At 59.1% G+C, this 12,693-nt stretch carries 9 protein-coding genes and 2 pseudogenes; 7 read left to right on the top strand and 4 right to left on the bottom strand.

Going from position 1 to position 12,693, the window contains the following annotated elements; all coding sequences use genetic code 11:
- Positions 1-311: 311 nt before the first annotated feature.
- Both TS85_RS00320 and TS85_RS00325 read right to left on the bottom strand, forming a co-directional pair.
- A pseudogene (locus TS85_RS00320) lies at positions 312-1,371 on the bottom strand (IS91 family transposase).
- Positions 1,372-1,406: 35 nt separating this feature from the next.
- Positions 1,407-2,249 carry a site-specific integrase gene (locus tag TS85_RS00325; protein ID WP_320407131.1) on the bottom strand — a complete coding sequence of 281 codons (843 nt, stop codon included), beginning with the start codon at positions 2,247-2,249 and terminating at the stop codon, positions 1,407-1,409.
- A 323-nt stretch (positions 2,250-2,572) separates the two neighbouring features.
- Here TS85_RS00325 and TS85_RS25090 point away from each other — a divergent pair, with 323 nt between their 5' ends.
- The 4 genes from TS85_RS25090 to TS85_RS00340 all read left to right on the top strand — a co-directional run bounded on the left by TS85_RS25090 (position 2,573) and on the right by TS85_RS00340 (position 8,879).
- The gene (locus TS85_RS25090; RefSeq protein WP_155006252.1) at positions 2,573-2,980 is read left to right on the top strand and encodes a hypothetical protein; all 408 of its coding nucleotides are present in this window, start codon (positions 2,573-2,575) and stop codon (positions 2,978-2,980) included.
- A 324-nt stretch (positions 2,981-3,304) separates the two neighbouring features.
- Positions 3,305-6,535, top strand: a complete 3,231-nt coding sequence (locus TS85_RS00330) for a glycosyltransferase (protein WP_077228372.1) — start codon at positions 3,305-3,307, stop codon at positions 6,533-6,535.
- A gap of 32 nt (positions 6,536-6,567) precedes the next feature.
- Complete coding sequence (locus TS85_RS00335) at positions 6,568-7,539, top strand: hypothetical protein (protein ID WP_044329696.1); 972 nt, start codon at positions 6,568-6,570, stop codon at positions 7,537-7,539.
- A gap of 488 nt (positions 7,540-8,027) precedes the next feature.
- Positions 8,028-8,879, top strand: a complete 852-nt coding sequence (locus TS85_RS00340; protein ID WP_162184675.1) for an FkbM family methyltransferase — start codon at positions 8,028-8,030, stop codon at positions 8,877-8,879.
- Between the two features lies 1 nt (position 8,880).
- Here the strand turns inward: TS85_RS00340 and TS85_RS25095 are convergent, their stop codons facing one another.
- Both TS85_RS25095 and TS85_RS25950 read right to left on the bottom strand, forming a co-directional pair.
- Positions 8,881-10,020 carry a DUF6492 family protein gene (locus tag TS85_RS25095; RefSeq protein WP_155006253.1) on the bottom strand — a complete coding sequence of 380 codons (1,140 nt, stop codon included), beginning with the start codon at positions 10,018-10,020 and terminating at the stop codon, positions 8,881-8,883.
- A 191-nt stretch (positions 10,021-10,211) separates the two neighbouring features.
- Positions 10,212-10,378, bottom strand: a pseudogene (locus tag TS85_RS25950) (IS5/IS1182 family transposase); the annotation flags it as partial.
- 108 nt (positions 10,379-10,486) lie between these two features.
- Here TS85_RS25950 and TS85_RS00350 point away from each other — a divergent pair.
- From TS85_RS00350 to kdpA, 3 genes are all read left to right on the top strand, one after another.
- Positions 10,487-10,792, top strand: a complete 306-nt coding sequence (locus TS85_RS00350) for a hypothetical protein (RefSeq protein ID WP_044329700.1) — start codon at positions 10,487-10,489, stop codon at positions 10,790-10,792.
- A 90-nt stretch (positions 10,793-10,882) separates the two neighbouring features.
- A complete protein-coding gene (locus TS85_RS00355) occupies positions 10,883-10,972 on the top strand; it encodes a potassium-transporting ATPase subunit F (protein ID WP_044329701.1) in 90 nt (29 codons plus the stop codon).
- A gap of 12 nt (positions 10,973-10,984) precedes the next feature.
- A complete protein-coding gene (gene kdpA / locus TS85_RS00360; RefSeq protein ID WP_044329702.1) occupies positions 10,985-12,688 on the top strand; it encodes a potassium-transporting ATPase subunit KdpA in 1,704 nt (567 codons plus the stop codon).
- Positions 12,689-12,693: the final 5 nt, after the last annotated feature.

A 12,693-nucleotide genomic window follows, 5' to 3' on the forward strand; every position in this document is an offset into this window, starting at 1 on the left:
TGCGCGACCTCATTGAAGCCGGATTGAGCGAACCCGCTGACGCGGCCACGCGCTATGGGATTAGTGTCGCGACGCCGGTTCCTGGCGACTGGCTTCGGGCGACGCGGAGCGCTCGCGTCGGTGGCGGCGACGCCAAACCACCGGTGTTAGCCGGGGAGATCGATGCACGGATCGGCTTTTTGGGTTGGATTGCGAGATCGACGCCGGCTCGGCGGACATGTCGGCAAGATATTGGACACGGGGCATCATTACGTCGGTCGACGCTGATGTCGCGACGCCGTCAGGATCGATGTTCGGATCGAAGCGTGTGCTCACGACGTATCAGGCGGCGGCCGAGGTGGCCGGGTCCGCCATCGCGGCAGCGTGGCGGTGATGCGTAAAATGCCGCGACAGCAGGGACAGACGGTTGGGTCAAAACGTGGGAGCGACCTGGTGACTTCGCTGGCTGCCGCGGTCGAAGGCGACTTCATCGCCGCCAGAAGCTGCCGGATGATCGCCGGGCGCGTTGCGGCGGCGGTAATCGCGCCAGCGGAAGGTCACGCTGGCCTCATCGGCGCTGACCAGGCGGCTGTTGGCGATGGCGACCCGGTGGGTATAGCGGCCGAGATAGGCGAGGACATGTACGGGCGAGCCGAACGGCGGCTTGGCATAGACGACCCAGTTCTTGCGACGAAGCCGCCGGATCGCCGCGGTGAAGCCATCGTCATCCCCAAGCTCGGTCAACGTACCGGAAAAGCGCAGTTGGCCGACCGCGTGGGCCGCGTGAAGCCGCTCGAGGAACAGCCGCCGGAACAGGCGGGAGAGGACATGGATGGGCAGGAAGAAACGGGGCCGGCAGTCGAGCCAGCGCCCATCGGCAGAAAGCGCTCCGCCGGGGACGAGGCAATGGATGTGGGGATGATGGGTTAGCGCCTGGCCCCAGGTGTGAAGAATGGCGAGGAAGCCGATCGCGCCGCCGAGGTGCCTGGGATCGGCGGCAATGATCTTGAGCGTCGCGGCGACCGCGTCGAACAGGATCGCATAGACGACCGCCTTGTTGTGGAAGGCGATCTCGGCGACTTCGGCCGGCACCGTGAACACGACGTGGAAGTAAGGTACCGGCAGCAGATCGGCCTGGCGGTCGGCGAGCCACCGCTCGCGCGTCGCGCTCTGGCACTTGGGGCAATGCCGGTTGCGACAGGAGTTGTAAGCGACACGGGCATGCGCGCAGTCTTCACAAGCCTCGAGATGCCTCCCGAGCGCTGCTGTCCGGCAGAGCTCGATCGCGGACATGACGCGGCGGTCCACGCGGCCGAGATGACCGTCGTGAGCATGACGATAAGCGGGACCATAGCGGCGGAAGATATCCGCCACCTCCAGATCGGAACGCAACGGACCGGCTCAGGCGGGCGGCACCAACTCCAGCGTCAGGCGATCGAAGGGGCTCTGCGTCCCCACGATCGTGCTTGTTGCCGCATGCGTGTAGCGCGCGGTCGTCGACAGACTGTTGTGCCCCAGAGCACCTGGATGATCCGGATATCGACGCGGCCTTCGAGCAGATGGGTCGCAAAACTGTGGCGTAGCGTGTGCACGCTCACCCGCTTGACCAGGCCCGCCGCCTTGGTCGCGGAACGGCAGGCCGAGTGAAGGACCTGCACGTCGATCGGCTTGTCGCCGCGCCCGGGAAACAGCCAGCCCTCCGGGCGGGCCAGTCGCCAATAGGTCCGCAAGATCTCGAGCAGCTGCGGCGACAGCATGATCGTGCGATCCTTGGCGCCCTTGCCATGGCGGACCTGGATCAGCATCCGGTCGCTATCGATATCCGCCACCTTGAGGCTCACCGCCTCCGAGGCGCGCAATCCAGCAGCATAAGCGGTCGTCAGCGCGGTGCGCGCCTTCAGCGACGGCACCGCTTCCAGGAAGCGCACCACCTCGTCGGCGCTCAGGATATCGGGCAACTTGCGCGGCGTGCGCGCATAGACGATCCGCTCCGGGATCTCCGCCCGGTCGAGTGTCACGCCGTAGAAGAAGCGTAGCGCGCAGACTGCCTGGTTCAGCGCCGGCCAGGAAATGCCCTGCGACACCAGATAGACTTGGAAGGCGCGGACATCCTCCAGCCCCAGCCGATCCGGCGACCGGCCGAAATAACGGCTGAACTTCGTTACCGCATGAAGATAGGATCGTTGTGTCGCGGGCGACAGGTTGCGCAAGCTCATGTCGTCGATCATGCGACGACGCAGCGGGCTCGCCGCTGCCGGGGCTTCAGCCATGGGATGGTCTTCTGGTCACGGGTTGGTATCAGCAACCAAACCTTCCCATCAGGAGGCCATGCAGGCCAAACACTCACGCCAATCCCCCGTCAGCGGGTTCGTTCAATCCCCTATGAGTCCAGCCTCACGGGATTTGGTATAAGGCTTCGCTATTAAGTATAGGCAACATCTTTTCCTTCCACCCTCCACTGTCAAACCGAACGTTTCGCGGGGCGTCGCGCGCGCCAAGGGATTTTTGGATGCCCTGAAAGCCATTCTGACGCAAGGCTCACAGCGGATCGTGGTTTTACGGCCCTGCAGTTCGCTCCAACTCGCGCGGGCGCGTGGCGAAATTTGCGCCGCAGCGCATTTCCAAACAGCGTCTTGGCCGCGCAGTCTCTTGCCATTTCGTCCAGAATTCCGGCGCCACCGCATTGCCTACATCCGCCAAAGTGGGTATCAGCGAAGAGGCGCACCATGTTTCAGGCAAGGGCAGCACAAGGAGTCGGGGTCGCCATACGCATGCTGGCGTTCATAGCAGATTGACCGGACTTCGCGGTCCGAGACGTCTTATTGTACCTCCCGGCCATTTTAGTTTGGTTGACAAGGAGATTGCCGCCAACATGAAGGTTGTGTTTTTCCATCCCGCTAAAATGCCCACGACACTGGCAGGAAATACAACGCATAGACGTTCCAATATCGCTAACGCATGCCTCGATCGGGCAGCAGGGTTTCGCGAGATTTTCTCGTGATTGTCTGCGGTCAGGTGTGGCCCGGGATGTCCGTTGCGCGGTACTTGGCCGCAATCGCTCCGGATTTTACAAGGAGGCGCCATCCGCTTCGATTTTCGCAAGCGCTCCTGCGCCCGATGAATTGAAGCAATAGCATGCATCCTCTTTCCGCAGTGCCCGGGCCGTTGACGCGCTCTACCTGCAAACCGTCCATTCGTTGCTAATTTGCTTGCTAGGTCGTGCAACTCCGTCGAGCCAGTCGGCCCGCGTAAGGTCCACGGGTGGCTGCGCTCTCAAGTAATTCTATGTTTGCTATCGACGGGTAAATTTGGGGGGAAGGATTGAATGCTTGTTGAACGACAAGTGCGCAGCAATGGCTTGAGGGTACTGATCGCCGAGCGCGTTGTGCTGCGGCGGTTGCTTTCCCGTTCCTTCCGGGAAGAAAAATTTGGCGCGTTCGATCATATTGTTCGCGTCGTCGCTGCGGATGTTAAGCAAGTGGAGGCCATGCTCCTCGCCGGCGGCCTGGAGCGGGCGGTAGCGCGCTACTTGGATCCGGACATCGACGATCTTGAGTTCGTGCTGGAAGATGCGGAGTCGATAAAGCCGGCCGAAACTGGCCAGGAGGCCCGAAGGCTTGCGATCCGCCTCATCGCCGATTGCGTCGCAATGCTGCGTCTTCTGCGGTTGCAAGCGGATGTTGATACGGCGCCTTTCAAGGCCAAGGAGCCGCTGCATCAGGTAGCGCGCTGGCTGCGCAAGCTTCGTCCCGACATTTCTCAGAACCTCTGGCAGATTGGGCGCGGAGAGGTCTCCGACCTTGCCGAGCTCGAAGCCGACGCGGGCACGCGCGTCGAGTTGTACATGTCTGCGTTGCGGTCGTCCCGCACGGGCCCGATCAATTTGCCAACCCCGGAAGTGGTAGCGCCCCCCCCGGAGGCCAAACGGTCCGGCAAGCCGGCGGCCAAAGCGGAAACGGCGGGTCGTGCATCCAAGGCTGATGCACCTGCCAAACCCGCACCCGAACCCATTGAAAACAGCTTTCCGGTGTATTTGCGAACCGAGGCCTGTTTCAACGACTATCTGCCGACCTTCCGATCGCAGTCGAATGCCCTGGAGCGCGTTGCTCTGCGAGAGCGGTCATGGCGCACGCGCGAATTGCTGGCGCGGACGGCAAGTGAAGGTATAATGGCCTATGACGCGCTGGTAGATTTTTGCCGCACGATCCGAGGCTATTCGAGTGCGCGCGCAGCGGCGACGCTGTTGGGTTTCGACGCACATCGCGCGCGCTGCATGGCCTCTCTTGCGCGCATCGTTGCAAATCAAGGGTTGTCTGAGCGCGATGCTACCGACGCCCTCGAGATATACCAGGCCCTGCACGCGATCGCGCCGCAGGCGCTGCGCGCGATCGACTATATACAGTTCTGTATATTGAAGCTTGCTCGCGGCGAAATAGATGCGGCGTCGGGACTTTTGGAGCAGTCCAAGTTAGAACAGGATAATCCGCTAGAGGCGGCGCTGCTCTTTTCCAATATCTTGCGCGCGTACACTCGGCAGGATGCAATGGGCGGCGCCAATTCTTTTGAGCATCTTCAACCGCTCAACCTGCTTTATCGCAAATATGGAATGGAACCCGTCCGGCGACGGGAGTCGGCCAATCCTTTTTCAGGCCTCCATGCGGGTCCGCTGGATCATTATATCAATGACGGCCCCAAAGTAACCGTTCTAATGACCACCTACAACCCGACCGTTGACATGTCGGTGGCCGTTAATTCCGTGCTGGCACAAAGCTGGCGCAATCTTGAACTCATAATAATCGACGACTGTAGCGCGGACGATCTCTTCACCACCGTCAAGGCGTGGGAAGAACGTGACCCTCGCATCAAGGTTTTGCGGCAATCGGTCAACGGCGGCACTTATGTCGCGAAGAATCAGGGGCTCGCGGTCGCGGACGGCGAGTTTATAACCTGCCACGATTCCGACGACTGGTCGCATCCGCGCAAGATCGAGCATCAGATGGAAACGCTGGCGCGCTCTGATGCGCCGGCTTGCTCGTCGCAATGGGTGCGTGCGTCGCTGGATCTCGAATTTCTTCTGTTTAGCGGAAGCGGGTTCTTATCGTATGAGAATCCGTCCTCACTACTCTATCGGCGTGACGCGATCCGCGACCGGGTCGGCTTCTACGACTCGGTGCGAACCGGCGCCGATTCAGAGATGAAGCACAGGATCGAGACCGTATTCGGCAAGTCCGTTGTCGAGGCGTCTGAAGTGCCGCTGGCATTCGGCCTGGTTCACGACGGGGCGCTTACCGCGAATACCCTCGGTCGCGGCTGGTTTTCACCCGAGCGCCGCTTCTATCGCAGCGCGTGGCGCGCATGGCATGACCGGATTGCAGAGGGTTCGGACGACCCGTATCTGCCGCTGGAGACCTTGCCCCGACGTTTCGAGGTCCCGCCAGGCATCAGGCCGAATCGTCCCGAGCCCAAGCCGGAGGGGCATCGGGAGCAGTTCGATGTCGTAATGATCAGCGATTTTCGCATGGGCGGGGGCAATACCATGTCCACGCTTGAGGAAATTCTTGCGCAGAACAAGGGGGGGCTGCGAACCGCGATCTGCCAGGTAGGGGCGTTTCGTAAAGGCTTCTTTCACAAGGAGTTTATCGATTCCAAGGTTCAGGAGGCCGTGTCTGCGGGCTTGGTGGAATGGATCGATCTGAGCGAGCAGGTGGACACCAAGCTGCTGACGATTCGCTATCCCGGGGTCTTTCAGTTCGCGGATAGGCTGGAGAGCGGTATCCAGCCGGAAACGGTTATGGTCATCCTCAATCAGCCGCCCGCCGAGGCAAACTCGCTGGACCGCCGCTACGATGTCGAGGATTGTCGCGCCAATATCGACCGCATCTTCGGCCGCCAGCAGAAATGGGCGCCGATCGGTCCAGCGGTGAGAGACGCAATAGATCCTGCCAGCGCAATTGGTCTCCTGACCGAAAGCGATTGGGTGAACATCGTTGACGTCAGCGAGTATTCGGGCCCTCGTAGCGGGTTCGTAGGCGATCGCCCGGTGCTCGGGCGTCACGGCCGTGACGATTACTCAAAATGGCCCGAGACGCGGGAAGCTGTCTTTCAGGCGTATCCAGATACCCCCGATTTCGCAGTCAGGATTCTGGGCGGTGCGGCATCGTTGAAGCCGTTGATCGGAGAGCAGGTCCCTGACAACTGGACGGTGCTGGAATTCAATTCTGTAAGAGTACCGAAATATCTTGAAACTATCGACTTTTTTGTGTTCCATCACCATCCAGCACGTATCGAGGCGTTCGGGCGAACTGTGATCGAGGCGATGGCGGCGGGGTGCGTTGCCATCCTGCCCCCAAGCTTTCGGCCGCTGTTCCAGGATAGCGTGATTTACTGTTCGCCGGCAGAAGTTAAAGCTGTCGCAATTAATTTATATAAAGATTTGGAGAGGTTTAAGCACTTAAGCAAAAAGGGCTATGATTTCGTTTGTAAAAATTTCGGATACGAAGCGCATTCTTCGAGACTAAATTTGCTGGGAGTTGGCTCTCGCGTAATAGGCGATTAAATCCCGGCGATATTTCAGATTAGGGGGTTTTTATGAAGCAGATTGTGGTGCCGGAGCTTGACCATTTTCTTCGCGAAAAGGTCGACAAAGAACTGCAAAATTATCCGTCGTTGATGTCTGCAAATGAAAAGATGCTTTTGTATACGCTGGCCGCGAAAGTATATACTGGGGAAGGCTACATCGTCGATGGCGGCGTGTATCTTGGCGGTTCGACGTTCAGCCTGGCCAAGGGTCTTGCCGACAACATACGGGTAAAGCTGCCCGACGGCAAAACGATTCATTCTTATGATCGCTTCCAAGTGCAGGAATCTTTGATCAAGCATCTGCAGCGTAGTTCGACGCTGGCGAAGATTGGTGATGTTGCGCTCGAAAAAGGCGACGACTTTCTTCCTGTGGTGCAGGAACTGACGAAAGAGTATAGCGAGTATATAGAGTTCCATCCGGGCGACATATTGGATGCCGAGGTTCCGGGGCCTATCGAAATAGCATATTGGCATGTGCTGAAGAACGCTGAAATCGACGCGAGTGTCTTCGACAAGTTTGTTCCCCATTTCATCTCAGGCAAAACTATCATTGTATTCCAGGAGTATTTTTTCGAAGGGTTGCCCTTTGTTAAGATCCGGCAGGAGTATTTTGCCGATTATTTCGAGTTTCTGGGTGAATCGGGTGCAGCGGCGGTTTTCCGGTTTAAGAAAGCGCTTCCGAAGCGTGCCTTTTCCGGCGATCCGATCGCCAAGCTTTCGTCGTACGAGCGCTGCGCCCTCATTGATCAGGCCGCAGCACGAACGGTGGTTCCCGATCGGAAGCTCCTCGTGGAACTGTCAAAAATTCCGATTATCACAAAGGAGCAAGGGCAGCGGGAGGCGGTTCGGGCGTTGGAAGACATCGAGACGCGGTACCATCGTCAGATCCTCGATGCGGCGCTTCCCGGCAGCGGCGAAAGCCATTTGCTGCGCGCGTGGCGCAAGATCGCACAAAAGGTGCGCGCTGAAGTAGCGGCGTGAAGTGACGGCTCGGCGGTCGCGGCTTATTGCCGCGACCGCCGGGCCGCACCGGATTCGTTCGGGTGGTGGAGTCTCGTGGTCGTTATTGCCGGCAATCGGCGGTTGACACGCCGCCGCCGAGATAAGCCCTTGCGTCTGTACGCACTCGTCAAATCCTCTTTACTCAGGTCAACGAACAGGGCGGACTCTCTGGTGGTTGATCCGACTGGTTGGTCCAGGACCGGACGGCAGGCCGCAGGCCCTATCGACGCAAGAACGGCGCTGCTCTGCGGCAACAAGCGCGAACGCCTTCTTGACTGGCTAGGTGTTATCTCAGTTTTGAGGACGTCGACCGAAAACGATGATCACCCGAATACAACGAGCGAGCGAACCGCAGTCATACGTGTAGCGCATAGCGCTCTGCGTGACAGACTAATGATCTAACATCTTCCAAGTTTAAATTCAGTGACGGCAAAACAAGATAAATGGCACCGAGAAGGGGACGATTAATGAAAATTGCCACATTCCAAAATGAACTTGGAGTTTTTTCAAAGGCGACGAAGCCTCGGATTGGAATTCTGCTTAGGAGAGAGATTCCCCAGATAAGAATGATATTAGCAACAATCGCTCAGCATAAATCTAATATATTTTTGGATATCGGCGCCAACGTAGGTATATATTCATCAGTCATTCAGAAATTCTCGAATATCGAAGAAGTACATGCGTTCGAGGCCTCCCCCGCGTCCTTTAAAGAAATGCGCACTAACTTTGATCTTCAAGGGTTCAGTGAGATTCGCGCCCACGAGATTGCGCTAACAAACTTCGATGGTGAGGTAAAATTCTCTGACCTAGAGGCGCTTTCCGGAGTTAACGCGATTGTAGAAAGCGACAACGTGGGAGGCGAAATACCCACCGTGACGGTCCCAGCGGCAAAGATCGACTCAATCTTTCAGATGAACGGGCAGCGTATAGCGATTAAGCTCGACGTCGAGGGCCATGAGGTGCAGGTACTGGAAGGTGCGCGGCAGCTTCTCGAAGCAAACGACTGCGTTTTGCAAGTCGAGATTTTGACAAAGCAGAACGATCTAGAATGTACAGATTTCTTGGCGGGGCGCGGGTACGAAAGGGCTCTTCATATATACAATGATCATTATTTTATTCGGAAAGGAAACGAGGCGCTGCGCGAAACTATGCGTGATGAAGCGTTCGTTGCTTTTGATAGCCTAATGCACATGTACCTAGACCTGAGCCGCGTAAGCGGTAAGGTCAGCAGCGACGTAAAAAAATTTCTTACGAGGCATCCGGAGCATGCGCAGCATTTTCCTACTCGCAAGATGCCCGAGCGCCCCATTTTGAAGTAATTTAGACTGGGCGAGGTTTGAGGCGTTTTCGGTGCAGTCTAGCCACCTCAAACCTCGCCCTTTCCTGATCAGCTAGAGCGTTGAAGTGCCTTTCCAGTTTATCAAGCGCGCTGGTTGCTTCTGTCAGCGAGTCGAAGAGGCCGTGCTTCATCCACACTGCGAGAGTTAGCTCTCTATCCTCCGGAGGTAGTGCGATTAGATGTTTGCGGTGGATGCCGAAACACCAAAAGCGGGAATCGCCCTTTAGCCCACGCCTCAGCGCCGCACGACGTTGCTCGGTAGTTCCGATGCGCATAGTAAATAATCCGTTCGGACCATCGACTAAGTGCATGGATTGTGTTTGATTTGCGACCAACCGCGCATAGTAAAGGGTAAATTCGGTACTACGATCGCTCTTCGTGTCGAAAAACTTAACGAGATCCATGCCCTCCCTCGCTGTGATTTCCTGAACCATCTCCCTGACGGTGCATGCATGCATAATAAAAGGCGGGGCGCTAGCGGGAGATCGTTCGGAAGCAGCGGCAGGGTTGGCATCAAAATATCTTAAGCTATCTTCCAGCCACGGAGCCTGATCTGGTCGGGCCTCAACGAATGGCTTGATTGGCCTGCCATGATCATCGAAGAGATCAATAACATCGATCGGCGATACAATATGATGTTTCGCGTCGAGAGTAAGGTAGTACGTCGATTCGACAAAACGTGCAGCTTCTAGCTTACACGCCTGCTGAGAAAGCCATCCAACTGTGGCTTTATATTCGCTGATATCCCTAACGGTCTTGATAATAACCTTGTCGGCCAAGCTGCCATAAAGTGGAACAACGGACTTCAGAATCGAGTTCTCTAGCTGACCCGAATCATACTCATTTATAAATATGACTATGCTTCCGATTAGATCCTTCGGAACGAACCGGGCGATTGACCTAGCTTGAAGGGCCAACAATGGTTCTTCGTCCGTAAATACAACCGTAACTATGTCAAGCCGTGTATCCCTCGAAGCGGTCTCGGGCATTTTTCTTCTCACCTCGCTGTCGATCCCACGGAGCTTTTCTAGCCCGCAGGCGTAGAGTCTGCTTACTGCTGCCCCGGGACGGTGACAAGCAGACCCAGGCGATCTGGCTATCGCCTGAAGGATTCCGGACATCACCTATCCAGCTACGGTTGCGCGTCGCCTCAAATCGGGAGTCCGTTGGCTGGTACCATAAATACATAGGTGGTGAACCCATAAAGTGATGCCGGTGGACGCAGGGTTCTCTCGGGCATAAGCTTCTGCAATGGAGAGCGACGGCGCTGGTGTTCGCAGGCGGATGCGGGAAGGCGTAATTGCCTTGGCACACCCTTGAAGTCAGAGACCTCCGCGCCGGTGAGGGCGACTGCCATGGGCAAGCCGAGCGCATTGATGCGGAGATGGATCTTGGGCGTAAGGCCACCTTTTGAGCGGCCAAGACCCTGACGCGGAGTTTCCCTTTAGCACCGGCTGAACACTGATGTGCCCGGATCACATCCCGCGCGGCTTTACGCTTCCTTTATGCCGGCGCTGACCTTCCCCGTGGAACCTTAACCCGGCTTTGCACCACATCGCGCCTTCGAAACCCGAAGGAGTGCGCGCAATGCCGGCTATCGCAGGCCCTCTCGAACCATCCCGGCGCCTGAGCGCGGTCGACGCTGCGTTGCGCGGTGCCGGGATCGCGCTGCTTGCATTCTGTGCGACGACCAGCCTGTGGCTGTGCCGCGCCGTGCAGCACGCCCCCGCCCATCCGCCGACCGCCCGCGAAGTGGCGGGTGCCGCCAGTGCGGTTCTCGGCTGGTCCTTCGGCTGGGCGCTGCTGGTCGAGGGGCGGGGGCTGTTCGCCCGTGTCCCCGTTCCCCCGCGCCACGCCCGTTTCGTCCCTCACGAACAAAGGAGCCTGACGTGACCGATCTCCTGTGGCTGGCGGTGCTGGCGGGGCTCGCCCTGCTGACCTTCGCCTATATCCGCCTGTGCGACCAGGCATGAGGACCCTCCCATGACTCTGTCCCTCGCGCTCGCCGGGCTGACTGCGCTCGGCCTTCTCGTCTATCTCGTGGCCGTGCTCGTCCGGCCCGAAAATTTCTGATCGGACCCGACCATGACTTTTGCCGGATGGGCGATGATCGCCATGTTCGTCGCGATCCTCGTCGCGCTTGCCAGGCCCGTCGGCGGCTGGCTGTTCGCGCTGTACGAGGGACGCACCACGCCGCTCCACCGCGTTCTCGGCCCCGTCGAGCGCGGCTTTTACCGTCTTGCCGGGATCGACCCGACTGCCGAGCAGGGCTGGCGTCGCTATGCCGTGCACCTGCTGGTGTTCCAGCTCGCGCTGCTGCTGTTCACCTATGCGGTGTTGCGCCTCCAGGGCGTGCTGCCGATGAACCCGCGCGGGCTGGCGGGGCTTGGCGCCGACGGCGCGATGAATGTCGCGATCAGCTTCACCACCAACACCAACTGGCAATGGTATTCGGGCGAAGTCGCGCTGTCGAACTTCAGCCAGATGTTCGGGCTGGTGATCCATAATTTCCTGAGCGCCGCGACTGGCATTGCCGTTGCCTTCGCGCTGTTCCGCGGTTTCGCGCGGCGGCAGGCGAGCGGCGTCGGCAATTTCTGGGCCGATGTCACGCGCGTCACGCTGTACCTGCTGCTGCCGGTCAGCATCGTCTATGCGCTGTACCTGATCTGGAGCGGGGTGCCGCAGACCTTTGCGTGGAGCGCGGACGCGACCACGCTGGAGGGCGCGCGCCAGACGATCGCGCTGGGCCCGGTGGCCAGCCAGGAAGCGATCAAGATGCTGGGCACCAATGGCGGCGGCTTCTTCAACGCCAATTCGGCGCACCCGTTCGAAAACCCGAACGCGATCACGAACTTCGTCCAGATGCTGTCGATCTTCGTGCTCGGCGTCGGGCTGACCAACACCTTCGGCCGGGCGGTGGGCAATCCGCGCCAGGGCTGGGCGATCCTGTCGGCGATGCTGGTGCTGTTCGTCGCCGGCGTGGCCGTGACCTATTGGCAGGAAGCCGCGGGCAACCCGGTGCTCCACCATCTGGGCGTCGCGGGCGGCAATATGGAGGGCAAGGAGGTCCGCTTCGGCATCGCCGGGTCGGCGCTGTTCTCGGTCGTCACCACCGCGGCGTCGTGCGGCGCAGTCAATGCGATGCACGACAGCTTCACCGCCCTGGGCGGGATGATCCCGCTGTTCAACATGCAGCTGGGCGAAGTCGTGGTCGGCGGCGTCGGCGCGGGCATCTATGGCTTCCTGCTGTTCGCGATCCTCGCGGTGTTCGTCGCCGGGCTGATGGTGGGCCGCACCCCCGAATATGTGGGCAAGAAGATCGAGGCGCGCGAGGTCAAGCTCGCAGTGCTCGCCATCGCCGCGCTGCCTTTGTGCATCCTGGGCTTCACCGCGCTGGCATCGGTGCTGCCGCAGGGGCTGGCCGGGCCGCTCAACAAGGGGCCGCATGGGTTTACCGAGATTCTCTATGCCTTCTCGTCGGCGGCGGCGAACAACGGCTCGGCCTTTGCGGGGATCAGTTCGGGTACGCCCTTTTATAACGGGTTGCTGGCGGTCGCGATGTGGATCGGGCGGTTCTTCATCATCGTTCCGGTGCTCGCGGTGGCGGGCAGCCTCGCGGCCAAGACGACTCACCCTGAATCGGCGGGTTCGTTCCCGACCACCGGGCCGCTTTGGATCGGGTTGCTGGTGGGCATCATCCTGATCGTGGGCGGGCTCACCTTCCTCCCCGGCCTCGCGCTTGGACCGATCGCCGATCATGTCGCGATGGTTCGCGGCCAGCTCTTCTGAAGGCA

It is taken from the genome of Sphingomonas hengshuiensis (assembly GCF_000935025.1).
GTDB lineage: Bacteria > Pseudomonadota > Alphaproteobacteria > Sphingomonadales > Sphingomonadaceae > Sphingomonas > Sphingomonas hengshuiensis.

Coding starts and splice junctions, on each gene's coding strand:
- TS85_RS00355 (WP_044329701.1), top strand. CDS start 10,883: ATGACTCTGTCCCTCGCGCTCGCCGGGCTGACTGCGCTCGGCCTTCTC.
- TS85_RS00340 (WP_162184675.1), top strand. CDS start 8,028: ATGAAAATTGCCACATTCCAAAATGAACTTGGAGTTTTTTCAAAGGCG.
- TS85_RS00350 (WP_044329700.1), top strand. CDS start 10,487: ATGCCGGCTATCGCAGGCCCTCTCGAACCATCCCGGCGCCTGAGCGCG.
- TS85_RS00335 (WP_044329696.1), top strand. CDS start 6,568: ATGAAGCAGATTGTGGTGCCGGAGCTTGACCATTTTCTTCGCGAAAAG.
- TS85_RS00330 (WP_077228372.1), top strand. CDS start 3,305: ATGCTTGTTGAACGACAAGTGCGCAGCAATGGCTTGAGGGTACTGATC.
- kdpA (WP_044329702.1), top strand. CDS start 10,985: ATGACTTTTGCCGGATGGGCGATGATCGCCATGTTCGTCGCGATCCTC.
- TS85_RS00325 (WP_320407131.1), bottom strand. CDS start 2,249: ATGGCTGAAGCCCCGGCAGCGGCGAGCCCGCTGCGTCGTCGCATGATC.
- TS85_RS25095 (WP_155006253.1), bottom strand. CDS start 10,020: ATGTCCGGAATCCTTCAGGCGATAGCCAGATCGCCTGGGTCTGCTTGT.